The 25,736-nt window shown below is 50.1% G+C and carries 21 protein-coding genes and 1 tRNA gene; 8 read left to right on the top strand and 14 right to left on the bottom strand.

Going from position 1 to position 25,736, the window contains the following annotated elements:
* Positions 1-175: 175 nt before the first annotated feature.
* From C7382_RS02475 to C7382_RS02440, 8 genes are all read left to right on the top strand, one after another.
* A tRNA-Gln gene (locus C7382_RS02475) sits at positions 176-246 on the top strand.
* Between the two features lie 144 nt (positions 247-390).
* Positions 391-1,683, top strand: a complete 1,293-nt coding sequence (tyrS, locus tag C7382_RS02470; protein ID WP_116678731.1) for a tyrosine--tRNA ligase — start codon at positions 391-393, stop codon at positions 1,681-1,683.
* 129 nt (positions 1,684-1,812) lie between these two features.
* Positions 1,813-2,880 carry a glycosyltransferase family 2 protein gene (locus C7382_RS02465; RefSeq protein WP_116678779.1) on the top strand — a complete coding sequence of 356 codons (1,068 nt, stop codon included), beginning with the start codon at positions 1,813-1,815 and terminating at the stop codon, positions 2,878-2,880.
* A 167-nt stretch (positions 2,881-3,047) separates the two neighbouring features.
* On the top strand, positions 3,048-3,809 hold the full coding sequence (locus C7382_RS02460; protein WP_116678730.1) for an SDR family oxidoreductase: 762 nt from the start codon (positions 3,048-3,050) through the stop codon (positions 3,807-3,809).
* A 132-nt stretch (positions 3,810-3,941) separates the two neighbouring features.
* Positions 3,942-5,549 carry a thiamine pyrophosphate-dependent enzyme gene (locus C7382_RS02455; protein ID WP_116678729.1) on the top strand — a complete coding sequence of 536 codons (1,608 nt, stop codon included), beginning with the start codon at positions 3,942-3,944 and terminating at the stop codon, positions 5,547-5,549.
* A 25-nt stretch (positions 5,550-5,574) separates the two neighbouring features.
* Positions 5,575-6,168 (top strand): indolepyruvate oxidoreductase subunit beta, encoded by a 594-nt coding sequence (locus C7382_RS02450; RefSeq protein WP_116678728.1) that lies wholly within the window; start codon positions 5,575-5,577, stop codon positions 6,166-6,168.
* Between the two features lie 146 nt (positions 6,169-6,314).
* The gene (locus C7382_RS02445; RefSeq protein WP_116678778.1) at positions 6,315-6,803 is read left to right on the top strand and encodes a nucleoside deaminase; all 489 of its coding nucleotides are present in this window, start codon (positions 6,315-6,317) and stop codon (positions 6,801-6,803) included.
* Positions 6,804-6,876: 73 nt separating this feature from the next.
* Entirely contained in the window at positions 6,877-9,702 is a 2,826-nt protein-coding gene (locus tag C7382_RS02440) for a T9SS type A sorting domain-containing protein (RefSeq protein WP_116678727.1), read from the top strand.
* A 624-nt stretch (positions 9,703-10,326) separates the two neighbouring features.
* Here the strand turns inward: C7382_RS02440 and C7382_RS02430 are convergent.
* The 14 genes from C7382_RS02430 to C7382_RS02365 all read right to left on the bottom strand — a co-directional run bounded on the left by C7382_RS02430 (position 10,327) and on the right by C7382_RS02365 (position 25,736).
* The gene (locus C7382_RS02430) at positions 10,327-11,088 is read right to left on the bottom strand and encodes a C-GCAxxG-C-C family (seleno)protein (RefSeq protein WP_116678725.1); all 762 of its coding nucleotides are present in this window, start codon (positions 11,086-11,088) and stop codon (positions 10,327-10,329) included.
* Positions 11,085-12,185, bottom strand: coding sequence for a chorismate mutase (locus C7382_RS02425; protein ID WP_116678724.1), 1,101 nt, complete (start codon positions 12,183-12,185; stop codon positions 11,085-11,087). Before C7382_RS02425 ends, C7382_RS02430 begins: the two co-directional genes overlap by 4 nt.
* 9 nt (positions 12,186-12,194) lie before the next feature.
* Positions 12,195-13,448: a glycosyltransferase gene (locus tag C7382_RS02420; RefSeq protein ID WP_116678723.1), complete on the bottom strand. Its 1,254-nt coding sequence runs from the start codon at positions 13,446-13,448 to the stop codon at positions 12,195-12,197.
* Positions 13,445-14,806 (bottom strand): DUF7033 domain-containing protein, encoded by a 1,362-nt coding sequence (locus tag C7382_RS02415; protein ID WP_116678722.1) that lies wholly within the window; start codon positions 14,804-14,806, stop codon positions 13,445-13,447. The genes C7382_RS02420 and C7382_RS02415 overlap by 4 nt, the downstream gene beginning before the upstream one ends.
* Positions 14,807-14,833: 27 nt before the next feature.
* Positions 14,834-15,829: a GNAT family N-acetyltransferase gene (locus tag C7382_RS02410; protein WP_243405628.1), complete on the bottom strand. Its 996-nt coding sequence runs from the start codon at positions 15,827-15,829 to the stop codon at positions 14,834-14,836.
* Positions 15,830-15,862: 33 nt separating this feature from the next.
* Positions 15,863-16,885: a recombinase RecA gene (gene recA, locus C7382_RS02405; protein WP_116678721.1), complete on the bottom strand. Its 1,023-nt coding sequence runs from the start codon at positions 16,883-16,885 to the stop codon at positions 15,863-15,865.
* A gap of 19 nt (positions 16,886-16,904) precedes the next feature.
* Positions 16,905-17,360, bottom strand: a complete 456-nt coding sequence (locus tag C7382_RS02400) for a peroxiredoxin (protein ID WP_116678720.1) — start codon at positions 17,358-17,360, stop codon at positions 16,905-16,907.
* A gap of 475 nt (positions 17,361-17,835) precedes the next feature.
* Entirely contained in the window at positions 17,836-19,716 is a 1,881-nt protein-coding gene (locus C7382_RS02395; RefSeq protein ID WP_116678719.1) for a DUF349 domain-containing protein, read from the bottom strand.
* A 275-nt stretch (positions 19,717-19,991) separates the two neighbouring features.
* Positions 19,992-21,713, bottom strand: coding sequence for an acyl-CoA dehydrogenase family protein (locus C7382_RS02390; RefSeq protein ID WP_116678718.1), 1,722 nt, complete (start codon positions 21,711-21,713; stop codon positions 19,992-19,994).
* Between the two features lie 8 nt (positions 21,714-21,721).
* Positions 21,722-22,741 (bottom strand): electron transfer flavoprotein subunit alpha/FixB family protein, encoded by a 1,020-nt coding sequence (locus C7382_RS02385; protein WP_116678717.1) that lies wholly within the window; start codon positions 22,739-22,741, stop codon positions 21,722-21,724.
* Between the two features lie 10 nt (positions 22,742-22,751).
* Positions 22,752-23,618 (bottom strand): electron transfer flavoprotein subunit beta/FixA family protein, encoded by an 867-nt coding sequence (locus C7382_RS02380; protein ID WP_116678716.1) that lies wholly within the window; start codon positions 23,616-23,618, stop codon positions 22,752-22,754.
* Positions 23,619-23,707: 89 nt separating this feature from the next.
* Positions 23,708-24,412, bottom strand: coding sequence for a tRNA (adenosine(37)-N6)-threonylcarbamoyltransferase complex dimerization subunit type 1 TsaB (gene tsaB, locus C7382_RS02375; protein ID WP_116678715.1), 705 nt, complete (start codon positions 24,410-24,412; stop codon positions 23,708-23,710).
* A gap of 221 nt (positions 24,413-24,633) precedes the next feature.
* On the bottom strand, positions 24,634-25,107 hold the full coding sequence (locus C7382_RS02370; protein ID WP_116678714.1) for an ExbD/TolR family protein: 474 nt from the start codon (positions 25,105-25,107) through the stop codon (positions 24,634-24,636).
* Between the two features lie 14 nt (positions 25,108-25,121).
* Positions 25,122-25,736 carry an ExbD/TolR family protein gene (locus C7382_RS02365; RefSeq protein WP_116678713.1) on the bottom strand — a complete coding sequence of 205 codons (615 nt, stop codon included), beginning with the start codon at positions 25,734-25,736 and terminating at the stop codon, positions 25,122-25,124.

Here is a 25,736-nt window from a genome sequence, read left to right as displayed (position 1 = left end):
CGTCTTCTTTCTTGTTTCCGGTGTAAGAATCTCGAACGAGCCCATCGATGCCTCCATGGCATATATAATATAGGTATAGGGAGCTGGTGCACAAAAAAATCTCTGCCGACTGTTGTGCATTTCACAAATAAGGCATACATTTGCAGTGCCTGAAGCGATACAGGCTTCTAACTACTGTCTCATGGTGTAATGGTAGCACAACAGATTCTGGTCCTGTTTGTCAAGGTTCGAATCCTTGTGAGACAACAAAGCAAACTCTTGAAGAGGCTATGTCATAGATTTATATGGCATAGCCTCTTTTAATTTGTACATTTGCAGGCCGAGGAGCACGGCCGAGAACGGCATCGGCTCCGAGCAATTACGTACTCTAAACATACACACGACAAGCATATGAACTTTGTAGAAGAACTGCGCTGGCGCGGCATGATCCACGACATGATGCCCGGTACCGAAGAAGAGCTGAACAAGGGAATGACTTCCGCCTACGTGGGCATCGACCCCACGGCGGACTCTCTGCATATAGGACACCTCGTGGGCGTGATGATGCTACGGCACTTCCAGCGCGCCGGCCATCGCCCCATCGCTCTCATAGGAGGAGCCACAGGGATGATAGGCGACCCCTCGATGAAGTCGGCCGAGCGTGTACTCCTGGACGAGGAGACGCTGAGACACAATCAGAACTGCATCGGTAAGCAACTGGCCAAGTTCCTCGACTTCGACAGCGATGCGCCCAACGCCGCCAAACTCGTGAACAACTACGACTGGATGAAGGACTATTCGTTCCTCGGATTCATCCGCGACATCGGTAAGCACATCACCGTAAACTACATGATGGCCAAGGACTCCGTGAAGAAACGTCTGAGTGCAGAGAGCAATACGGGACTGTCCTTCACAGAGTTTTCCTACCAACTCTTGCAAGGCTATGACTACCTCTATCTCTATCGACACGAAGGTTGCCGACTACAGATGGGAGGATCGGATCAGTGGGGCAACATCACCACAGGCACAGAACTCATACGTCGCAAGGACGGAGGCGAAGCTTATGCCCTCACATGCCCCCTTATCACCAAAGCCGACGGAGGCAAATTTGGCAAGACGGAGAGTGGCAACATCTGGCTCGACCCCGCCCGCACATCACCCTACGCCTTCTACCAGTTTTGGCTGAACGTAAGCGATGCCGATGCAGAGAAGTACATCAAGATTTTCACGGGCCTCAACCAAGAGGAAATAGCCGAGCTGGCACGCCAACAGGCCGAAGCTCCCCATCTGCGTCCCCTGCAGAAGAGATTGGCCGAGGAGATCACCGTCATGGTACATAGTCGCGAAGCATACGAAGCCGCTGTAGAAGCCAGCGAGATTCTCTTTGGCCGCAGCACGACGGAGCAGCTGCGCAAGCTCGACGAGGCAACCCTGCTCGACGTCTTTGCTGGCGTCCCCCAATATCACGTGGAGCGTAGCAAGGTAGCAGACGGCATCACACTCGTGGATTTGCTGGCCGATGCCACAGACATTTTCCCTTCTAAAGGAGAACTGCGCAAGACCGTGAAGGCCGGAGGCGTGAGCCTGAACAAAGAAAAAGTGGCCGATGCCGAACAGACCGTGACGACCACCGAATTGCTGGCCGACCGCTATCTGCTCGCACAAAAAGGCAAGAAAAACTATTACCTCATCATCGTGGAGTAAGCTCCACACTACGTATATATAATGTAAGTATAGCCCCGCCACTATCCGAGCCGGCACATATGCCCGTCCTGCCACAACGGCAGATGGTGTGTGTGGCTCCGATGCGGGACCGAAACCGCCACTCTGCCCGTGAAACTCTCCATCGTCATCGTCAATTACCGTGTGCCCTACTTTCTGGAACAATGCCTCCTATCGGTACAAAAATCCGGTCAAGGCATGGATATGGATATATGGGTCGTGGACAATAATTCGGGAGACGGGTCCGTGGAGTATCTGTGCAGTCGATTCCCCACCGTCCATTTTATTGCCAACGAAGAGAACATAGGTTTTTCGCGGGCGAACAACCAAGCCATCCGGATAAGCACAGGAGAGTACGTCCTCCTGCTCAATCCCGACACACTCATCGGAGAGAGCACGTTGCGCACGGTGGTGGACTTTATGGATGCACACCCCCATGCAGGAGGCTTGGGAGTGAAGATGCTCAATGCTCATGGGCAGTTTCTGCCCGAGAGCAAGCGGGGTTTTCCCTCGCCTTGGGTGTCGTTCTGCAAACTGTCGGGACTGAACAAGCTGTTTCCTCGTTCGCGCCGCTTCAACGGCTACCACCTCGGCTACCTCTCCCATGACGAAGTGCACCACGTGGAAGTGCTCGCCGGTGCTTTCATGCTGATGCGTCGAAAAGCGTTGGACGAGGTGGGTCTGCTCGACGAGCGGTTCTTCATGTACGGAGAAGACATAGATCTCTCCTACCGGCTGGTACAGGGAGGCTACGACAACTTCTACTACCCCACCCCGATCCTCCACTATAAAGGAGAAAGCTCTTCGGTGACGGACGTCAAATACCTGCGTTCATTTCACGGAGCGATGGGACTGTTCTTCGACAAATACTATCGAGGCAAGCTCAATCCATTGGCACATGGCCTTATCAATCTAATCATACAAGGACGCACACAATTGGCACTCGCCCTCCGCCACTTCAAGCAAGAGCGCAAGACGGAGACGCCTCCCGTGATGCAAAGCTGGCACCCTTCAGAGGGTGACGCCTCCATATACGCACTCCACAACCACAGCCACATCCTGGTCAATACCGACGAAGTAACCTGCGACCACCTGCTCGCCACAATGGAGAAGGTGGCCGATCGGCAACACACATTCCACCTGACCAACAACGTCTCAGGACGCATCGTCTCGCCCTAAAGCAGGAGCAGGAGGTTGAGAGAAGGTTCACGAAATCGAGCTCGGGCGTGTCATAAGCCAGTAAAAACGGTTTTTATGTGCGACAATTACTTTTCCACACCGTCTTTTTTTTACCTTTGGGGGACGTAATTTTTGGTTACAATTCTTCGACACGACCTTACAAGACAATGAAACCTATTGCATTAATCACCGGTGCGACATCGGGTATCGGTGCTGCCACTTCGCGACGTCTCGCTTCGCTGGGGTACAACCTCATCATTACGGGACGACGTGCCGAACGTCTGCAACAGATGGCGGAAGAGCTACGCAACGAGTATGCCGCAACAGTATTGCCGCTCTGCTTCGATGTGCGCAAACGTGAAGAAGTGGAAGCCCATCTGGGCAATCTGCCTGAAGACTGGCAGCAGATCGCAGTCCTTGTTAATAATGCCGGACTGGCAGCCGGACTGGACCCCATACAATCGGGGGACATAGAGGACTGGGAACGCATGATTGATACCAATATCAAAGGCCTGCTCTACGTCACACGAACAATCAGTCCGGGAATGATCGCACGCAAGAATGGTCACATTATCAATATAGGCTCCATCGCCGGCAAGGAAGTGTATCCCAATGGCAACGTCTATTGCGCTACGAAACACGCAGTGGATGCTCTATCCAAGGCTATGCGCATCGATATGCTGCCATACGGCATCAAGGTCACACAGGTGTGCCCGGGAGCGGTGGAGACAGAGTTCTCCCTCGTGCGCTTCCACAACGACCAAGATAGAGCTGATGCCGTTTACAAAGGATTCACACCGCTAACAGGAAACGACATAGCCGAATGTATCGCTACAGCACTGACCCTTCCGGAGAACATCTGCATCAACGACATGGTGGTCATGCCGCGTGCCCAGGCCAGTAGCGGGAACTTCTATAAGCAACTCTGACCGAAAGACGAACGATACAGAAGAAGCGATTGTTATCCTCAGGGGAGAGCATCCTGAGTAAAAAGCCACGTTTAGTAGCAAGCTGTAAGCTCTCATAGAAATAGTTATCACATTAATAAAAGGAATATCATTATGCAAAAACAATTGTTGTTGGGAGTAGAGGCTATCGCCCAAGCGGCTATTGACGCTGGTATCTCCGGCGTATATGCCTACCCGGGTACCCCCTCTACGGAAATCACCGAACACATCCAAAACTCTCGTCTCGCCAAGGAGAGAAACATCCACCGCGAGTGGGCAGCAAACGAAAAGACGGCTATGGAGTCGGCTCTCGGTATGTCATACGCCGGCAAGCGTGCGCTCGTGTGTATGAAGCACGTGGGCATGAACGTGGCTGCTGACTGCTTCATGAATGCAGCTATCACAGGAGCCAACGGAGGTCTCGTGATCGTGGCTGCAGACGATCCCTCGATGCACTCATCACAGAACGAACAGGACTCTCGCGTGTACGGTCAGTTTGCGATGATCCCCGTAATGGAACCCTCCAACCAGCAGGAAGCCTACGATATGACACGTCGAGCATTCGACTTGTCGGAACGTCTGGGCACACCCGTCCTGATGCGTATCACCACGCGTATGGCACACTCTCGTGCAGGTGTGGTCGGAGCTGCTCCCATCGAAGAGAATGGCCTGCGTCTGCCTGAAGACAAACGTCAGTACGTCCTACTCCCCGGCATCGCCAAGAAGAGATACAGAATCTTGCTGGACAAGCAGACTGAGTTTGTGAAGGAGTCAGAAAACTCTCCCTACACAGAATACATAGACGGTACAGACAAGTCTAAGGGTATCGTGGCTTGTGGTATCGGATACAACTATTTGATGGAGGCTTTCAATGCACAGGTGCCTTATCCCGTTCTCAAGGTGACACAATACCCCATCCCGCACAAACAGATGGAACGACTCTTGAACGAGTGTGGTGACATCGTTGTCTTGGAAGATGGCTATCCTGTGGTTGAGAATATGCTCAAGGGATTCCCCGGACTGGATCGCATCAAGGGTCGTCTGGACGGCACACTACCTCGCGATGGTGAGCTGACGCCCGACATCGTGGCCAAGGCATTCAACCTCCCCGTTGTCGAAGGAGCACCAATACCCGAACTCGTAGCCGGTCGTCCACCCGCCTTGTGTAAGGGATGTAGCCACCGCGACGTTTATGATGCACTCAACACAGTATTGAAGGAGTATGCTGATGGCCGTGTATTCTCAGATATCGGTTGCTACACATTGGGAGCTTTACCTCCGTACGAAGCCATTAACACTTGTGTTGACATGGGGGCTTCTATCACCATGGCCAAAGGTGCAGCCGATGCCGGTTTGTTCCCCGCTGTAGCTGTAATCGGAGACTCTACGTTTACTCACTCCGGAATGACAGGTTTGTTGGATGCAGTGAACGAAAACTCGAACATCACCATTATCATCTCAGACAATGAATCGATCTCAATGACCGGTGGTCAGCACTCATCGGGCTTTGGCAAGATCACTGACATCTGCCGCGGCATCGGAGTGGATCCGGATCATATCAAGGAGTTCCGTCCTTTGCCCAAGAAGCATGACGAACTATGCACACTCATCCGTGATGAGATCAATTACCAAGGTGTGTCCGTGATTATCCCTCGCCGCGTTTGTATTCAGAAGCAGGCTCGCGATACCAAGTTGGCCAAACAAGCAAATACATCGGAGTAATTATTGAAGCAAGAGGAATCATAATATGAAAACAGATATCATATTGGCCGGCGTCGGGGGCCAAGGCATTTTGTCCATTGCAGCTGCGATTGGTTCGGCTGCCCTGACTAACAATTTGTATTTGAAGCAGGCTGAAACGCATGGCATGAGCCAGCGAGGCGGGGATGTACAGTCATTCCTGCGTTTGTCCGACACACCCATCTATTCAGATTTGATTCCGATGGGAGGTGCAGATCTCATCCTCTCTGTGGAACCGATGGAAGCGTTGCGCTACCTCCCCTATCTGAAACCCAATGGCTACGTGGTGACAAATACGGTACCTTTCATCAACATTCCGGATTATCCGGAGGAGCAGTCAGTTATTGCCAAGATAGAATCACTGCCTCATCATGTCTTGATCGATGCGGATGGTATAGCTCGTGAAGAAGTGGGCAATGTGCGCGCTTCTAACTTCGTAATGCTCGGTGCAGCTTCACCCTTTATTGACATTCCATTTGACTACCTGGCCGCCGGTATTGAAGCGATCTTCAATCGTAAAGGACAAGAGGTCGTAGATATGAATCTCAAAGCGCTGCATGCAGGACGTGAGTTTGCACTCCGTTATGCTGCCGGTAAGTGATAAAGAAGAGATTGTCCCTCCTTTGCATTCTATTCTCCCGTTTGAGCAATCTGAGAGTTATATAGAAGGAGTCGTTTCACAATAGTTCTCGATGCCCATCTCTTGGTCAAACCCTTGGGATGGGCATCTTGTTATATACTATAGATATGAAACAAGGAGAATCGAGCAAGCGGCATGAAGAATTCATGCGCGAAGCAATACGCTTAGCTACAGAGAATGTGGCTAAGGGTGGCGGACCATTTGGTGCTGTAATCGTCAAAGATGACCAAATCATCGCTACAGGAGTGAACCGTGTGACAGCAGCACACGACCCGACTGCGCATGCAGAGGTCTCGGCTATCCGTGCGGCGGCACAAGTACTCAAGAACTTTGATCTCAGCGGCTGTACGATCTACACCTCTTGCGAGCCTTGCCCCATGTGTCTCGGCGCTATCTATTGGGCACGAATAGACAAGATCTATTATGGCAATACCAAAGCTGATGCTCAAGCGATTGACTTTGACGATTCGTTCATTTACGACGAGTTGGCCAAGCCTATGCACCTTCGCGAGCTACAACAAATCCAATTGATGGCGGAGGAAGCCATCAAGAGCTTTGATATATGGGCATCCAAAGAGGACAAAACGCCATATTAGGTCTATAAAATCGATTTAATTCGTATCATTGTAGGTCGAAATAATCAAGAGCAATAATATAATAGACAAAAACATGAACAAATTTCGTAGAGTATTTCTGCAGATTGGACTGACAGTTTTGGTCGCTTTGGTGACAACGCTGACTGCTTCAGCTCAGATTTCTTTTGGAGGAGAGCCACTAAGCTTCTCCTCGAAGGCACCTCACACGCATTCTTTTGACAATGCGATGACCGTACGCCTCATCCCCGATTTCAATCCCGAAGACCTAATCGCTCAAAGTCGTTGGCAGGCGCAACGCGATGGCAGGCCGGCTCAGATCGGACAAGTGATCCCCGTTGACATTGACTTTGCATCAAAAGCTGAACTGATCTCTTCAGAAAGAGGTGTCGATGTCTATCGTCTTCAATTCAAACTGGAAGGCGCCAGAGCTGTTGCTTTGTACTATGACACTTTCAACATTCCCGAAGGCGGCAAACTTTACATTTACACTCCCAATCACGAAAACGTGTTGGGTGCGTACACCAATGCAACTCACCAACGTAGCGGTTCATTCGCAACTGAACCGGTATTGGGAAGCGAACTGATCATGGACTATGAAGTCGTCAAAGGAGGATCCTTGCCGAATATCAAAATATCTGGTGCCGGCTATATCTTTGATAAGGTAGGTGGCCGTCCCATTACCGACCAACACTATGGCGTCGGCGAGGATATGTCAGATGCGACATGCGAGGTAAATATCAATTGTCCTGAGGGAGCCGACTGGCAAACTGAAAAGAATGGTGTGGTGCAGATGCTCATGGTGACAGGGAACTATATGTCGATGTGTTCTGGCAACTTGATGAACAATACCAAAGGAGATTTCACGCCTCTTATCCTCTCGGCAGCACACTGTGCTTCACGGACGGCAAACTTCACTCCAACACAGAACGACTTGAACAAATGGATATTCACTTTCCATTATGAAAAGAGAGGTTGTAGCAATGGTACGCTGGCCATCTTCCGAGGGAAGAGCATCATTGGTGCTACTATGAAAGCATTCCTCCCCATCGCCGGACAGTCAGATGGTCTACTTCTGCAACTTACAGATCAAATTCCTCTGCGCTATCGCGTCTATTATAATGGATGGGACAGCTCGGCTGACATTCTAACAAGCGGTGCCGGTATCCACCATCCGGCAGGCGATGCGATGAAAGTTTCTATCTTAAAGAAGGCTCCGACTCTGAGCACTTGGATCACTACAAACGCAGTCGGCGGAACGAATGATCACTTTTACTTCAGATATGACATTGGTGGTACTGAGGGCGGATCGTCAGGGTCTTCTCTCTTTAACCAGAATAAACTGGTTGTAGGTACACTGACCGGTGGAGCGGGTGGCTGTGGCGGAACGGAGTTCTATGGTCGCTTGCATGTCCATTGGAACAAATATGCTTCCGGAGGCAACTCCAGCCGTATGGATATCTACCTTGATCCTCAGAATAACGGGCAAACAACTTCTCTCGCTGGAACCTATCGAGAGAACTATAAACCGCTGCCATCTGTTCCTCTCGTTCTTGCACAATATCGTGGCGACAGAGTAGATCTGAGCTGGCATCCTGTTCCTGTAGGCGAGTACCCTTCGTCCTATCAGGTAGAATACTATATATACAGAAATGGCGATTATATCACCAAAACAAAGGATTTGGCCTATTCTGATCCCATTAGTCAAGATGTTATCGGATACGGAATGATCCGCTACGAAGTAAGTGCGCGATTCATCTACCCAGAAATACTCGAAGGAGCAGAAGCATACGCCGAAACAGATAAGACTCCGGCCGATCTCGCCATCGGCGATCTTCAGACAAAAATCAAACCGACTGTTACTGCTGCAGCCAACGGTGGAGCGGAGCTACAATGGAAGATTCCTTATCTCAGCCAGCTGGTATCTCGATTTGGCGAAGATCCCAATCACGACTATCGCGTCTTCTCGGTTCCTTATGTTACAGCAGAGGCTGCTCAAACGACAAACCCTCCTGTAGGAGTAGTTATTGCCGACAAGTTCATGGCAGGGACTTACCCCAACAAAGTTTCTATCGTAGCCGTAGAGGTAATGCCTTCTGCTCCGGATTCCACTTATTTTCTCTTTCTGAAGAGCGGTGAAAAACGAATTCTGCAGAAGGTTACGACTCCTTCTGACTGGCAGAATGGCAATTGGGAAAGAATCAACTTGACTAACCCTTTTAAGATTGAAACCAGTCAGATGCTATTTGCGGGTATCAGAATGCCCAATAAATATCAGAACAACCGCGCAATTCGTTTTGTAAAAAGTCCTGACAACTTATACACCATCACCGGCAAAAAGATTTCGTATGATAACGGACTCACTTTTAATGGCTACGGAATACCTTCTCTCGTTGGCTATCTGGCCATAAAGTATTTGGTGGTGAATACTGATGCCACACAGATTGACATGTCTTTGGTTCAGGAACCCTATGCCAAGGGAACCAATGTTGCTCCCTTCCCTGAGCTAATCGAAATCCGCATTTATAAGAATGGAGTGCACATCGACACGCAAGGTCCGACAACGACGTCTTATACAGACGGATCTGGATCGACTAACGATGAGTACGAGCTCGAATTGGTTTATCAAGGCACTGGCATTGCCAGCAGCATTGCTCAAATAGAGAACAACAGCAACGCAGTCGTTGCCTATCCCTCTGTCACAACAGATCGCCTCAGCATCAAGAATGCACACATGGTCGTTTCGGCTATGCTCTACACGCTGGATGGCAGACTCGTGCGCAATTGGGATAGTCTCCAAAGCGGAGTAACGCTGAGCCTTCAAGGTCTTACTGCAGGCAACTATATGCTCGTCATGCAGACGGCCAACGGCACTATCAGCCAGAAGATCGTCAAGAAATAAGGTTTTCACCTTGCAATAAAGCGCAAAAGGCTCGACCGAAAATTTCGGTCGAGCCTTTTCTTTTTCAGCATCGCAAGACGACAAGAGGAAGGGCAACCGCATCAAAAGTGCCCCCTTACCGCCCGACGAAAGAGTAACAACTGAGAGACAATAATACAAAGAACAAAACTGTCCTTTATAAAGGATAGATTTGTCCTCAACTGAGGACAGAACTGTCCTTACCTAAGGACAAAACTGAACTTCTAAATAATCGGCAGTAGACATCACCCTTCCACCGATCAATTAGCCGACAGGCTGCAAACAAGAATTTGGCATCCCCCCCTCCTCGTCCGGGCAAGAGAACCAGGATCTTAAAGAGGTTTATTTCTTTTATCCTTGATTGGGCACACTATAGAGATTACTCACCCGGCAACGAGTACTATCCCCCGTCAAACAACAGACAAGGAAAGAGACATAAGGAGGACAAGGCCACGTTTATGACCGAAGAAAAAAGGTTTAAGCAAGACATATGACAGAGAACAAATCGCTCCAAATAGCCTCCAATGAAATGTTAGAGATAGAAGCTTCGACAACAAAAAGCGACTCAAGCATTAGGCTTTATAGTATCAAGTCTCTGAGGGGCATTCAGCCTTCTGTCGGCAGGGAAGATAAACGCTGCTCCGCGAGGTTCTCCGCCAGTCGAACACATTGGATACAAGGGAACTTAAGCTCGCCCTTGAGAGCGCGACAAGTCGTTGCACCGGCATAGGCTTCAAACTCCTGCGTGACGGGCTTCAGACTCTTGGCTTCAAGGATACAGTTGGCAGCGTATAGAGCGCCGCAGAGTCCGCCCTCGGCACGTCCTCCGCCTTTGGAGCGATATTGCGCTTCGATTTCTTCATCCGTCATGCCGGTCACTTCTTGCAAACCTTTCTGGATGGACTGTGCACAATTCCAGTTATTGGGCTGTGCATGGAAAAATGCTTCTGACTTTGATTCTTTCATCATATTGAATTGGGTGTTGATATTGATGCCGAGTTCTCTGAGTCCGGCTTGGATATACGGTCTGGAATAGTCAATATCCTTCATGATTTGGCTATCCCAAATGATCAGATCAAGATCGATCGCGACTCGTCCGTCAAATGGTTTGGTGCGAATGCGTCCCAGATGCGACTCCATATCCTTCAGATTACGACATATAGCCTCGGGTGATTCGTCCGAATAGAAGTCTGCCGTCACATTGGTAAAGGGTCCCGATGGGAAAGGGAAGTTAATCGGTTCGGTCTCCAGTGGCGTAGAAAAACGAATCCCTTGATAGGAATGTCTGAGCAAATCCATGGCCGCCGGCACATGGACATCTGCAGCACTATTGCTTCCGATACTGATAACTACTCGATGAGTACTCATGGTGTGGGTTCGTCAGTTTGAGGTGAAGAATTGTCGAAAGTCTGCAAGCGGACTGATTCCTCGTGGATGCGACTGAATAGTTCCGACACGAATGCTTCGTCCATGCCCAAGAGTTGCGCTGTCACAGCCCGATGGCGTTGTAGTTGCTCATATCGCATACTCTGAACGACGGCTATATTGTGCTCCTTCTTGAAGCGACCGATCTGGTCAGCCACCTGCATCCGTCGCGCCAGCATCTCCAGTATCCCCTCATCTATTTGGTCGATTTGCATCCGCCACGAAAGGAGTTCTTCGTCCTGCTCCCCGAGCTGACGACGGGGGACACTCAGCCGATGGAGAATGGTAGCGAGTGTTTGAGGCGTGATCTGCTGGGCGGCATCGCTCAATGCTTCGTCGGGACGACAATGCGACTCCACGATCAGTCCGTCGAAATTCATCTCCATGGCCTGTCGGCACAACGTCTCGATCCATTCCCTTCGTCCCGAGATGTGACTCGGATCGCAGAGCACTGTCAAGGACGGGAAACGTCTTTTCAGGTCAAAAGGTATCTGCCAATGAGGTGGATTGCGAAAAGTTTTAGCTGCATACGTGCTAAAACCCCGATGTACCGCCCCGATGCGTTCTACGCCGGATTGACGAAGCCGCTCCAGCGCGCCTGTCCATAAGTCCAGATCGGGACTGATAGGATTCTTGACCAATACAGTCACCGCATCATTCTTCCCAATAGTATCGGCTATCTCTTGCACTGCAAAGGGATTGGACGTGGTGCGTGCTCCCAACCACAGCATCTTGATTCCGGCTTTCAATGCCAACTCCACATGCTCTCGGGTAGCGACTTCGGTAGCCACCTGCATACCCAGTTCGTCCTGCACACGCATCAACCAAGGCAAACCCGCCTCTCCTACTCCTTCGAAACAGCCAGGCAATGTACGAGGCTTCCACAATCCGGCACGGAAGATGCGCACGCCGGCCTCATCTCTCAAGCTACGAGCCGTGGTCATCACCTGTTCCTCGCTTTCTGCACTGCAAGGGCCTGCAATTACGAAGGTGTGCAATTCGGAAGGGAAAACCAAGGGAATAAAATCACGATACTGCATGAAACAATTCTATTTACTACTAACGACAGACTCCAACAGCCGGGCAAACTGTCCGGCTTGCTCGACGCGTGAAAAGGTAGAGACAAAAGCTCTATTAGGATTCGACAGCGTGGTATCACCCACTGCTTCCCAATGGGCATACTGCTCCTCAAGGAAAGCCGTCACCTCCTCAACTGTGCGAGCGGCAAGGCCTGCCCGTGCTTCGGCTATCATCTCAGCCACGACCGCTTCGTCACTCCTCACCATGAGGATGGGCTTCTCCACTGCCAACGATTCGAACAGCTTGGTCGATACGATGCCATGCGGACCACCGGTCTTCTCGGTATTGCCCAATTGGAGCAATACGCTGCTCCGATGTAAGATGGAGGCCACTTGCGTTGCCGGCACCATGGGGAAAAAGCAGCATATATCGGTCAGCTCATATTGCTCCATCAGCGGTCTCAATATGGATTGCGAGTGTGCATCCACATACCAATGTAGCTCCACTTTGCCTGCTCGGCGCTGTTCTTTGAGAGCTCCTCCGGCCAACGCTTGGAAGAGGAGTGTAGGGTCATGCATCTCTCGGCTGAGTAGTCTGCCCGTATAAGAGATGATAAACTTCTCGCTCTGCGATTGGCTCGGATAGAAAAGTTCGGGATCGTAACCGTTGTAGATGAGTTCAGCACGAGGATTGACGACAGAGAGCAAACGACAATGCCAAGGCGAAACTGAAATCACCTTATCGGCACGACGCAGATAACGATTGCGCAGAGCGATGTAGCGACTACGCAGCAGTTTCATCAGCGGCAACGGCAAACGTCGGCCCCGCGGCAAGAAATCATAGTTACTGTACTGCTCGATAATATCGCGACAATCCGCTATCCACGGCAAGCGGTGCGCACGAGCATAGCGGTAAGCAGCCGCAAGCGGAAACTTACGATACGTCATACAGAGAACGGCATCGAACGCCACATCGGGGAAAGCCTGCTCCGCTCGTTTCAAGAACCGCTTCTCTTTCGTCTCTGCGAGTAACTCGCCGAGCATCCGGACGGGTTGCGCCACTTTTGCAGGCAAGGCTGAAGAGGTCACATCCACCCTGACAACAGGCACCTCAAAGGAGAAACCCTCGAAGACATTGCCATGCGAATGGTCGGCAACCTCAGGTATCCGTTCAGAGATAATGTACGGCTCCCAACCGAAACGCGGCAAATACTTGACCAAGTAAGCCGCCCTCGGCGCAAAGGCAGGCGGAAAAATATCGGCAAAGATCAGTACCCGCCTCATGAATTGACAACAATTTCGTTTTCAGAAGACACGTCCCTATCCTCTTCTTCCATCGACTGTATCAGACGCAGGAGATTGCGATACAGACGGCCATGCCACGGATGCACGTCACGCGAGAGGTATTCATTGTGCCACAGCAGCGACACTTCGCCACCATGACGGTGCGCATGACGGATAAGCGTCTCACATAATTGCAGAGCTGAGTCCTCATCAAGTCCCATATACTCTGGTCTGTCCAACGTGCAGTCCATCGCCAAGAGGGGGTGCAGCACCAACTCTGTCAATCGTCTGGTCGAAGGCATAATGAAGCGCACGGGACGGGAAGTACCCAGTCGGAAGCCTGCCACATCGGCATAACCCATACTATAGTCGTGGCGTATACCTGCAGAGATGAGCGACTGCATATCCTCGGGTTCGCGTGCAGCCAAGTAGTGGTGCCGATTGGCATCCACCTCTGCCCCCGTATCCGTCATAAGCAGGCGGCGCTGCTCTGCGATCAGCTCCGGTCGGAGCGAAGCCGAATAATTACTATGGAGTCCCACTTCGACACCATTGTTGCGCACGAGAGAGAGGAGCGGTCTGTAGAGTGCTCTCTTGAGCGAATAGTTGGGCGCATCTTGCGACGCCTTGCCGGGCGTTTTGAAGAAAAAGATGATTCGACAACGATCCGGTATCGCAGTCCGCAGCGATCTGTTCCAATCCAAGAGACGCGGGAAGGTATAGAAACGATCGTTCACAGGATTGGAGAAGGCCAATCGGAAAGCTTTGAATGGCGATTTGCGCTCTTTGATCAGCGCTCGGGCAAAGCTTCTCCAGCCCCGATACTCAAACGGTTCGTCTATATCATGTGTGAGGTTCACCATCGAGAAGTGTGGCTCCGGCTCACGCACCCGCCATCCCATCTGTCGCAATTTGGACCGCAAGGCAGCGCCGTACTCATCGACGATGGGTCGGTGGAGAAATCCGGCTCGGAACAATAAGGACTCTCTCCCGGGGAATCGTCCGTGAATGTCGCGCACCTTGCGCTTATACATCTCCTCGTATCGCGAGATTAGGAAGTAAGTAGAGGCAATAATATCGGCATGGATCACCAACGTGTCGCTCTCTTCGAGCAACTCCTCAGTAGGCTCACCGAAGAGGAGGGGGATGCCCTCCCACTCTTTCAGCGGCAGAGAAGGATAAGCCCGATCGGTGCCGTACACATCTGCATCGAAGAAACCGGAAGGACGTATCACGATGCTATACTTGGCCATCTCATTGGGCTTAGAAGTATAGCCTATCCGATTGAGGAGGTGGTCGGAACTCGTATCCTGTCCTACGAGGAATCGGATGATATACGGGATCAAATCGTTATTCATGTATGTTCTCGCTGCAGCATGCTATGACTATCGTGTCCGACATTTGCGTATCAACCGTGCCCATAACCCGAGCCGTCCCTTGGTCAGACGAAAGTAAGGAGTCTGCACGCCACCAAACGAGCGAAAGAATCCTTCCACCCCTTCGAGCATAGAGCCTTCGAAATCGAAAGTGTGGATGCCTTCGGTCCGTCCCGCAATTAGGATAGCTTGGTAGAGAGCATAGGCTCCGGCATTGCGTCCTTGCCCGTCGCGGATCTGACCGGAAGCGATGGTATAGGCCGTATCGTGGTCATGTACCAAAAACACAGCGGCTAATAGCTGTCCCGCGGCATCCTCACAACCGACTATCTCCCCCACTCCGCGAGCAACGGAAGCCTCAGCCAGACGTGCCAACAGAGCCGAAGCCAATCCCTTGGCATCCTGACGGGACATGGAAATGTGACAGAGCCGAAGCAGATCATCCACCGAAGCCGACACCAAACACAGGCCATCGCGTTCAGCTTTGCGAATCTTCTTCATGGCATCGGGTCTGATGCCTGCACAAACGGCGTCGAACCCTGCAGATAGGTCTATGCGGTAAGTGTAGCGTGTCGTCTGACCATAGCCCTGCCAATAGTAGGGAAGCCAGTCAGTAAAAGCCGTGGAGTACTGCACCATGAAGGAACGATGGGCGGGCAACATGGCGCGCAGGGCATCATGCACTTGCCGACGCTCACGGAAAGAAGCAGGCACCACATCACGGTCAACCAGAATATGAGAACCCAAAAACTGTGTGAAGGGAGGCATACTGATATGGCCACGCACCGGCTGATAGCACGGCATCACCCCCAGCGGCAACCCTTCTGCCTCGTGAACGAATGCCTGCCATCGATCCTGACCACACACGATATCCAACCACCAATCCTGCATATAGAGAGGAATGGTGGCTCTGTGGCGACATAGTTCCCGATAGCGTTCTTTCATCTCGATCCCTCTACAAAATGAAAAAGCCGAAGTACTGCCGTAGCCATCCAATACTGCCACGCCAATAACTTCGACTCCTCCTTGTCGTTACATTTAGGAATGTTTGTTGCGGATGGCTTCGCGTATTTTCTCGGTCAGCTCCTCGGCCAATTCTTCATTGTCCCGCACCATGACCTTGGCAGCTTCACGCCCTTGTCCCAGCTTGGTGTCGCCGTAGCTGAACCACGAACCACTCTTCTTGATGATGTCCAGATCGACACCCATGTCGATGATCTCACCGGCACGAGAAATGCCTTCTCCGAAAACAATGTCGAACTCTGCCTTGCGGAAAGGAGGAGCCACCTTGTTCTTGAGCACTTTCACTTTCGTCAGATAGCCCATCACCTCTTCGCCATCCTTGATCGGCGTACCCTTGCGAATGTCGATACGAATCGAGGCATAGAATTTGAGTGCATTACCCCCCGTCGTAGTCTCGGGATTGCCAAACATGACTCCGATCTTCTCACGGAGCTGGTTGATGAAAATGCACGTCGTATTGGACTTGCTGATAGCCCCCGTCATCTTACGCAATGCCTGCGACATCAGTCGGGCATGGAGTCCCACCTTGTTCTCACCCATATCGCCCTCAATCTCCGACTTGGGAGTCAAGGCTGCGACCGAGTCGATGACGATAATATCTACTGCGGAGGATCGAATCAGTTGCTCGGCTATCTCCAAAGCCTGCTCGCCATTGTCCGGCTGTGCTATCCAGAGGCTGCTCACGTCCACGCCCAACTTCTCTGCATAGGTGCGGTCGAAAGCGTGCTCGGCATCGATGATGGCTGCCAAGCCCCCTGTCTTCTGAGCCTCGGCAATGGCATGGATGGCGAGTGTGGTCTTACCGGAAGACTCCGGTCCGTAGATCTCTATGATACGCCCGCGCGGATAACCACCTACGCCGAGAGCCAAGTCCAGACCGATGGAACCTGAGGGGATGACGCTCACGTCCTCCACCGTCTCTGCTCCCATATTCATGATGGCACCCTTGCCAAACGTCTTCTCTATCTTCTCCGTAGCCATCCGAAGCGCTTGCAGCTTCTTTTCGTCTTGAACCACGGGTTTCTTTTCTTCTGCCATTTATGTGTTTGTATTGTTATTATCCGTTCAATATCTGATTGGCGTGGTCTTTGGTATTGACCTCCTTGCCTCGTATGATGCGCATCACCACACCCTCTTCGTCAGCCAAAAAAGTGGTGCGCTCCGTGCCCATATACTTGCGCCCGTACATGCTTTTCTCCACCCATACACCGAAGTGTTCGTTGAGTTGTACGTCTGTGTCCACAATTAGGGGAAAGGGCAACTCATACTTCTCTCTGAAGTTGCGATGACTCTTGGCCGAATCGCGACTGACGCCGATGATCTCATAGCCGGCGGCTCGCAACTCGGCATAACCGTCACGCAGGCTGCAAGCCTCTGCCGTACAGCCCGATGTGTTGTCTTTGGGATAGAAATAGAGGGCTACTTTGCGCCCTTTATAGTCGTCTCGTCTGATCTCATTCCCGTCCTGATCCGTCCCGAGAATATCGGGGAAGCGGTCGCCTACTTTTATCATTGCTTTATCTGTCTGATTACAACAAACAAAGGTAACAAAAAGCTCAAAGCATACAGTCCTCTTGACGGTCGAAAAAGAGAGAACTATAGAGCATTTCTTTTCATAGGGTAAAGGATTTTGATTACCCTTGACAGAGGACTCTCGCAACGTACGCCCTTCTTTTTCAAACATGGTGCATACGCTCTTCTTTTTGGCACCGAAAACGAAGAGTCTGTGGCGCCCAATCGGGGCACAAATTCGCGCCAAAAGTTTTTCGAAATGGCGCATATTCTATTCCGAAATGGCGCCAAAACAAAACAGAAATGGCGCGGGATTTCTCTTGATTGTGAGGCATAATTTTGTCAATTTTTCACCCCGTTTCGGAAGAGAACAGACTCCGAACCTCTCTGAAAACCCGATAGGCCGATGGCAAAGCAATGCTTCAGCCACCGGCCTATCGGGTATGATGAGAATCGGAAGAGTCTCGTCGGATATCTTAATCCTTAGAGTCAGCCTCTCTGATTTTGTTGTCGATGAGTTTGATCTTTTCGACCATCAGGCGAATATCTTCCTGCAACTTCTCCTGCTTGCGCTCCATCTCACGCATGAGGCTGTTGCCATTCTTGCTGGCTACATTGAGGAAGCCCAAATTGTTCGTATAGGTCTGCAACTCGTTGCGCATACGATCCAAGATGCGGTTCATCCTGTCGCGCTCGTCAAAGAGCTGTCCACGGCCACCACCTTCGATCTGCTCCAGAGAGGCATTGTAACCCTCCAATCGACGATTGCTGCGCTCGATATTGAGTTTGTCATATAGACCGTCGATCAGCTTGCGGTATGTCTTGTTGATGGCATCCTTGTCTCGGAAAGGAACGAAGCCCACAGCATTCCACTTGACCATCAAGGCATTGAGTTTGTCCACGATGCCTTCGGCAACTTCTTCGGCATCAAGTGCTTCAAGCTCGGCGATGATGGACTTCTTGCTCTTCAGATTCTCACGTTCCTCAGAACGGGCATCGCCCTGCTCAGTCTTCTTTCGTTTGAAGAAAGCATCGCAAGCAGTAGTGAAGCGCTTCCAAATCTCATCGCTATACTTATGAGGCACCGCGCCGATAGTCTTCCAGTCCTTTTGGAGCTGAGCCAGACGTGCAGCTGTTTCCTTCCATTCGGAGCTCTCCTGTAGCGCCTCGGCCTCTTCGACCATGGCGAGCTTCTTCCTATAGTTGGCTGCAAGCTCCTCTCGTTTTCCCTTGAAGAAAGCCGTTTTCTTGTTGAAGTACTCGTCGCAAGCCGCGCGGAAACGCTCATAGATCTTCTCATTGTCGCTCCTGCGGACATAGCCTATGGTCTTCCATCGGGCTTGTATCTCAAGAACAGCCTTAGTCTGCTCATCCCACTTGGGAAGTGAGTTGAGACCGGAGGTGTCGATAGCTTCCATCTCTTCACAGAGGCGTGTCTTGGCGTCGAGGTTCTCCTGTTCACGTTGCTTCTGCGTCTCGAAGTGGTCTTGATACCGCTTATTGATCGTCGTAGAGGCAGCCTTGAACTTGGCCCATATCTCCTCGCGAAGTTCGCGAGCCACAGGTCCCAGTTCGCGCCACTGGTGATGCAGATCCTGCAATGCGCGGAAAGCATGAATGACATCAACATCCTGCGTCAATGTTTCAGCCTGTGAGATGAGTTCTTCCTTGGCTTCAAGATTCTTCTTGAAGTCATAGGCGCGGAATTCATCGGTTATCTGCTTGAGGTCGTAGAAACGCTCTACGAGATTGTTATATTCCTTGGTAATATCGGTAACGTTAGTTTCGGGCACGGGGCCGGCCTCCTTCCAAGACTTACGAATCTCATGGAAAACCAGACTAATCTTGCCAAACTCTTCATTGCTATTGAGAAGATCTCTCAACTGTTGGAGAAGAGATTCCTTGAGGGCCAGATTGGTCTCACGTTCCTTCTGCAACGACTCTATTCGAGACTGATTCAGCTCTTGAAAACTCCGCAGCAGATCTTTCAGTCGCTCTTCGTTCAGGTCGGGTTCTGCCATGGTGGAAGTAGCTTCGTCGGCAGATTGCTCGGAGCGTGCTTGTTTCTTCTTGTAGAAAGCACTCTTGTAGGCATCCACATCTTTCCGGCGGGGCAACTCTTCGCTTTGGAGCAGCGTGGCCAAGGCATCAAGCAACTCAAGCTCAGACATGTCTGCCAGTCGCACAGAAACATCAGTCTTACTATCTTCGGCTAATTTGGATTCGCTTTCCAAAGGAGTCGAGTCTGCCACTTCATGGCTTTGAACCTCCGGCGATTGATCGATCGCCGCAGATTGCAATTCTTCGGATTCTGGCTGAGCCATTGGATCCGTGAGAGGGTTCGTAGGGTTCTCCATACGTTACAGCTTTAATGTTCACATCCACCGAAAATACGCTATAATAAGAAGCAAATTTGCGGTGCTTTTCCAACAATACGGAACAGAATTATCACATAACTATTCCGCCATTATGAGGCCAAATTAAAGAAAAATTCTTGACTACCCATAATTTGGCACCAAAAGACTACTGTTTCACACGCCTTTTACACCCATGTATCTTTCCATTTCGTAATAAAAAAGGGGGTGAATCCGACTATGGACTCACCCCCTCGGGCACTATGCTATGAAACAGATTATTTGGGACGAGAGCAACCGCTATACAGCGCGAGTTCCTCTGTGCGGAAAGCACGCACATAGCTATCAATCTTCTCCTGCTCAGCCAGAGCATAACGCAGGTAAACCTCTGCTGACTGGCGGAACAGATCGTCGTCATTGGCAGCAAGCATCAGCAAATGGCCAAAGACAGCATGAGCGGTCATTTCCACCAGACGACGTGCTTGGAAGTCGAGCAACTCCTGATCTTTCTGCTCAGTCACGAAACCAACCAAAGCCTCAGCACGGTCAGTCATACGAGTCAATGCCTCCTTCATATGCTGTAATTCGGGTTTGACCGCTACCTGCTGGTACTCCTCACGGATGCGTGAGATGTAGGTGCCCGTAGTAATGTGACGGATGGCAGCTACGACTTGGAGCTGCGTCGTTCCTTCATATATGTTGGTGATACGCACATCTCGGTAGAGACGTTCGCAAGTGTAGTCCTTCATGAAACCGCTACCGCCGTGAATCTGCACACAGTCATAAACATTCTGATTGGCAAACTCTGACGTCATCCCCTTACCCATAGGGGTATAAGCATCAGTCAAACGATTGTACAGCTTCATCTCGGTACGCTCCTCGGGAGTGAGTTTACGCTCACGGCTGATGTCCTCCAGCACCTTGTACATATCTACATAGCGGCTGGTCTCGTACAGCATGGCGCGAGAAGCGTCTGCTTTGGCACGAATAAGCGCAAGCATTTCGTACACGGGAGCGAACTCAATAATGGGTTTGCCAAACTGTTTACGATCCAATGCATAGGCATGGGCTTCGCGGAATGCAGCTTCGGACAGTCCTACTGACTGCGCCATGATACCGAGACGAGCACCGTTCATCAAGGCCATTACGTACTTGATAAGACCCATCTTACGATCGCCGCAGAGCTCAGCTTTGGCATTCTTGAACACGAGCTCGCAGGTGGGAGCACCCTTGATACCCATCTTGTTCTCGGTACGGCGCACCGTCACGCCACCGTCACGATGATCATAGATGAACATTGAGAGACCACGAGCATCGGTAGTACCGTCTTCGCTACGCGCAAGGACAAGGTGGATATGAGAGTCGCCGTTGGTAATAAAACGTTTAACACCATTGAGGTACCAGCAACCATCAGCTTCGGAATAGGACGCTTTGAGCATGACAGCCTGCAAGTCCGATCCGGCATCAGGCTCTGTCAAGTCCATAGACATGGTCTCTCCGGCACAAACACGCGGGATAAAACGTTCGCGCTGATCGTCATTACCAAATTCGTAAAGTGTCTCGGCACAATCTTGCAACCCCCAAATATTCTCAAAACCGGCATCGGCACGAGACACGATGTCTGCGGCCATGATGTACGGAGTGATGGGGAAATTGAGACCACCGTAACGACGCGGCATGGAAATCCCCATGAGGCCGGCATCGGTGATTGCTTTGAGATTCTCTGCCGTGCCGGCTGCGTATGTAACACGACCGTCATGGAGCGTGGGACCATCATGATCGACACCCTCTGCATTAGGGGCAATGATGTCGCCACAGATTTCGCCTACGACTTCGAGCACCTGCTCGTAGCTGTCCATGGCATCTTCGAAGTTGAGCGGAGCATAGTCAAACTCATCCTTCTGTGTATAACCTCTCTCTTTCAGCTCCACGATGCGACGCATCAGTGGGTGATTCAGGTGGTACCTGAGCTGCGGGGTATCACTATAATAATTAGCCATAATATTCCTTACTTGCTATTCTTCTTGTAATAAGTAATCATTTTGGGGATCACCTCTTCGATAGTCCCCGTAATCACGTAGTCGGCTATTGCATTGATGGGAGCATTCGGATCATTGTTGATCGCAATGATGATCGAGCTCTCTTGCATACCGGCAATATGCTGGATCTGTCCGCTGATTCCACAAGCAATATAGAGTTTCGGACGAACCGTGATACCGGTCTGGCCAATCTGCATATCATGATCTGCATAGCCGGCATCTACTGCCGCACGAGATGCTCCGACCTCGCCACCCAATACGGATGCAAGATCGCGCAGGAGTCCGAAGTTTTCTTTGCTACCCACTCCATAACCACCGGCTACGACAATCGGAGCGGCTTTGAGATTGGACTTGCTGGCCTCAATATGACGCTCGATAATGCTTACGACGAAGTCTTCTGCATTCACATAGTCAGCTACCGCATGACGGATAACTTCGCCTTTATGATCTGTCGCATACACTTCTTTCTTCATTACACCCTCACGTACCGTGGCCATCTGAGGACGACAATCCGGATTGATAATCGTAGCTACGATGTTGCCACCGAATGCCGGTCGAATCTGATAGAGAAGGTTCTGATAATTCTTACCCTCCTTCTTGTCTTCGTGGTCGCCGATCTCAAGAGATGTACAGTCGGCAGTAAGACCACTGCCCAAAGCAGAAGATACCCGAGGACCAAGGTCACGTCCCACAGACGTAGCTCCCATCAGTGCAATCTGCGGCTTCTCTTCGGCAAAAAGCTTCGTCACGATAGACGTGAAAGGAAGTGTCAGATAATGCTCCAAGCGATCATCTTCGAAGATGTGCAATCTATCTACGCCAAAAGGAAAGACCTGATCGGCTACACCGTTAGCAGACTTGCCGATGGCAATAGCTTCGAGCTGACATCCTAATGTGTTCGCTAAAGAACGACCTTTGGTGAGCAGTTCGAGGCTTACGTCCTGAACAACGCCAGCCTCTGTTTCGAGATATACAAAAAGATTGTTCATATGTCTATCCTTATCCGATTGTGTGGTTAGCAATTAGTTCCTGCATCAGAGCATCGATCTCCCCATCTTCGGGAAACATCCTCTTTGCTTCTTTAGCTTGGAACACAACATTCTCAATATGCTTTACTTTAGTAGGTGAACCCGAAAGACCGCACTGTGCAAGATCGGCTCCTATCTCTGCAGCACTCAATTCTACGATGTGCAAAGCAGGGCGTTGGTCAAGAAGAGATTTAATCTCTGTCGATACTTCGTTAGCCTCTGACGCTGTGCGAGCATACTTATATCTCTGTAGAAGTTTGGCATTACGAGGACGACACGGAGCAGAAGATCCATTTACTGTAACCACTAATGGAAGAGAAGCCGTCACTGTCTCTACTCCACGTTCAAGACGACGCTTGATCTCAATACCCTTGGCATCAACCTTCAGGATATCCTCTGCATACGTTACTTGGGGGAGAGCCAATTTCTCTGCCACCTGTGGTCCTACCTGAGCGGTATCGCCATCAATAGCCTGACGGCCTGAGATGATGAGATCGGGAACACCGATGTGACGAATAGCTGTCGCGAGCGCATAGCTCGTAGCTAACGTGTCGGCACCGGCAAAAGCGCGGTCAGTGAGCAGATAACCACCATCTGCACCACGATACATGGCTTCGCGAATAATGTCTGCTGCACGGGGAGGCCCCATTGTGAGAATATGTACAGTCGTATCAGGCATTGACTCCTTGACACGCAGAGCCTGCTCCAAAGCATTCAAGTCTTCGGGGTTGAAGATAGCCGGCAAGACGGAACGATTTACTGTACCGTCGGCTTTCATGGCATCCTTACCCACATTACGGGTATCAGGCACCTGTTTTGCAAGAACGATAATCTTCATGAGTGTTTATTTTCGTTTGTGTTTGAATATTATCTGAATAATGCAGGATATTAATTGAGAACTCTCTTTCACTCTATCCCTGCTTTAGATTAGTGTATCACTTTATTTTTGGCCACTGTTGCTACAAAATCCTTCAAATAGAAAGGTTCCCAATAGGCGACATCCTCATACTGTGATGTCTGCATTCGTAAAAAAGCAGGCTTGAACATATACTCAGCAAGTGGATGAATTACTTCATCAACAAAGTGAGCATTGGCTCCTTTGATGAATGGACGACACTTCTCAGTTCCATTGCCTACGAAGAGTATCTGATGTTGCTTCAGCTCCTCTACAAAAGAATCAGCATCTATGATAGCCGAGACAGTATCCGTCAATGCCCTTCCAGTTGAATCGAAAAAAGCAGTATAGACCTCCATACGTCTGGCATCAATCATGGGACAGAGCAACCAATCTTCTCCGACAATTGAACGAGCCGCTTCAGCTATTACTTCCAAAGTAGGCACTGCAATAAGCGGTATCCCCATTCCGAAACAAATCCCTTTGGCGATTGATGATCCTATACGCAAGCCAGTATAGGAACCCGGCCCTGAACTAATGGCAACTGCTGTGGGAAGAATCCCTTCTCGTTTTGCATCAGTTAAAACTTCGCTAACGAAAAGACCGACATTAGCCGCATGAGAATTGCCCTCATAGCTTACACGCTGTGAGATGACACCAGCGGAAGAAGCGATCGCAACGGAACACACTTGCGTGGATGTATCTATGAGAAGAAGTGGCGTATGAAGATCTGCCATAAGCTTTTTTCTGTGCCAAAGTTACCCGCTTTTGTGTTACATAACAAATTTTTGGCCTGGTTTTTGCACACAAATCGCATTTTCGTGTATAAATTGACATCAAAATCACTCCATAGATTGATCAAGAGTAGAAGTAAGGTCGCAAGAAATAAATAAGCTGTGCCATGGAGCAAACTCCAAGACACAGCTTTCGAATAGCTGAGAATAATTCTGTTGTAAGATTATTTTACGTCTTTACGAGCAGAATAGTTCAGATTCAAAGCATCAGCTCGACGGAGCTCATACTTAACCTGCTCGAAGATATGCATCTTGGTGTCTCTATCGCCCTTGATGGATACCGTCATCAGTTTCTTACGATCATCTTTGATCTTGCTTTCTTCTTGCTTTACGTATGTATAGACAGCTCCCGGATCTTGCGTGATCTGATCATTAAGCTGGATACAAGGTTTCGTACCGTACATAGCCTGATAAGCTTCATTAGGCTTACCGATATACACGAACGTCACCAAAGATTTTTCTTCCAGCTTTGTCAGCTCTGTAGCTTTCGGAAGGTTGTTATACGACACCTTAGGCGTTACCTCTCGGATAGTCGTTACCATCATGATAAAGAAGAGGAACGCAAACACCAAGTCAGGAAGTGACGAGGTATTAAGCTCTGGCATCTCTCGCCCGCCGGATTTATTAAACTTTCCCATTTGTTCCTTATTCCTTATTTGAGATTAGACAACGGCATTTCTGAAATATGCAACGGATAAGCTTCCAATACAGCCTTTTGCTGTGTAGGAGCAAGCTCCTTGTATGACTTACGGAAATGCTTCAACGCAAATTCATCCCACACCTCGTTGTATGCAGCGATTAGTTCGTTTTGGACACTTATGTACATCTGGTAGCTCGTCTCTATCTGATTCTTGATAGAAATCGCATACGAAGATGTCACAAGTTCCATCTGACCAAGGCCAGCAACTTCGCGAACTTCCTTCTCAGGAAGGTCGGGACGATTCGCGGGGTTTGTGATAAACTCTTTCGTTCTTTTCTTTAGATCGCTCAACTTGATATTGATAACCTGATCTTGCGACCCCGTAAGCCCTTTCTTCAACAGAACAATCTCATCGTTTTTATTGACCAAAATACGCATGATATTACGGTCGTTGATTTCGATATCTGGTTGTTTTTCCTTGTTGGGAGAGAGCGGCGGCAAACGACGAGTAAGCCCCATATCCGTATCCATTGATGTAGTAATCAAAAAGAAGATAAGCAACATAAAAGCGATATCGGCCGATGATGATCCGTTAATGCCGGGCGTTTTTCTTTTCTTTCTTGCCAT

This window comes from Porphyromonas loveana, from assembly GCF_003096695.1.
GTDB classification, from domain to species: domain Bacteria; phylum Bacteroidota; class Bacteroidia; order Bacteroidales; family Porphyromonadaceae; genus Porphyromonas; species Porphyromonas loveana.
Note: the sequence above shows the minus strand (reverse complement) of the source record. Positions and strands in the feature narration are given on the sequence as shown.

Bases quoted from the DNA above. Each gene is read 5' to 3' on its own strand.
- tyrS (WP_116678731.1), top strand. From the start codon at position 391: ATGAACTTTGTAGAAGAACTGCGCTGGCGCGGCATGATCCACGACATG.
- C7382_RS02460 (WP_116678730.1), top strand. From the start codon at position 3,048: ATGAAACCTATTGCATTAATCACCGGTGCGACATCGGGTATCGGTGCT.
- C7382_RS02455 (WP_116678729.1), top strand. From the start codon at position 3,942: ATGCAAAAACAATTGTTGTTGGGAGTAGAGGCTATCGCCCAAGCGGCT.
- C7382_RS02450 (WP_116678728.1), top strand. From the start codon at position 5,575: ATGAAAACAGATATCATATTGGCCGGCGTCGGGGGCCAAGGCATTTTG.
- C7382_RS02445 (WP_116678778.1), top strand. From the start codon at position 6,315: ATGAAACAAGGAGAATCGAGCAAGCGGCATGAAGAATTCATGCGCGAA.
- C7382_RS02440 (WP_116678727.1), top strand. From the start codon at position 6,877: ATGAACAAATTTCGTAGAGTATTTCTGCAGATTGGACTGACAGTTTTG.
- C7382_RS02430 (WP_116678725.1), bottom strand. From the start codon at position 11,088: ATGAGTACTCATCGAGTAGTTATCAGTATCGGAAGCAATAGTGCTGCA.
- C7382_RS02425 (WP_116678724.1), bottom strand. From the start codon at position 12,185: ATGCAGTATCGTGATTTTATTCCCTTGGTTTTCCCTTCCGAATTGCAC.
- C7382_RS02420 (WP_116678723.1), bottom strand. From the start codon at position 13,448: ATGAGGCGGGTACTGATCTTTGCCGATATTTTTCCGCCTGCCTTTGCG.
- C7382_RS02415 (WP_116678722.1), bottom strand. From the start codon at position 14,806: ATGAATAACGATTTGATCCCGTATATCATCCGATTCCTCGTAGGACAG.
- recA (WP_116678721.1), bottom strand. From the start codon at position 16,885: ATGGCAGAAGAAAAGAAACCCGTGGTTCAAGACGAAAAGAAGCTGCAA.
- C7382_RS02400 (WP_116678720.1), bottom strand. From the start codon at position 17,360: ATGATAAAAGTAGGCGACCGCTTCCCCGATATTCTCGGGACGGATCAG.
- C7382_RS02395 (WP_116678719.1), bottom strand. From the start codon at position 19,716: ATGGAGAACCCTACGAACCCTCTCACGGATCCAATGGCTCAGCCAGAA.
- C7382_RS02390 (WP_116678718.1), bottom strand. From the start codon at position 21,713: ATGGCTAATTATTATAGTGATACCCCGCAGCTCAGGTACCACCTGAAT.
- C7382_RS02385 (WP_116678717.1), bottom strand. From the start codon at position 22,741: ATGAACAATCTTTTTGTATATCTCGAAACAGAGGCTGGCGTTGTTCAG.
- C7382_RS02380 (WP_116678716.1), bottom strand. From the start codon at position 23,618: ATGAAGATTATCGTTCTTGCAAAACAGGTGCCTGATACCCGTAATGTG.
- tsaB (WP_116678715.1), bottom strand. From the start codon at position 24,412: ATGGCAGATCTTCATACGCCACTTCTTCTCATAGATACATCCACGCAA.
- C7382_RS02370 (WP_116678714.1), bottom strand. From the start codon at position 25,107: ATGGGAAAGTTTAATAAATCCGGCGGGCGAGAGATGCCAGAGCTTAAT.
- C7382_RS02365 (WP_116678713.1), bottom strand. From the start codon at position 25,736: ATGGCAAGAAAGAAAAGAAAAACGCCCGGCATTAACGGATCATCATCG.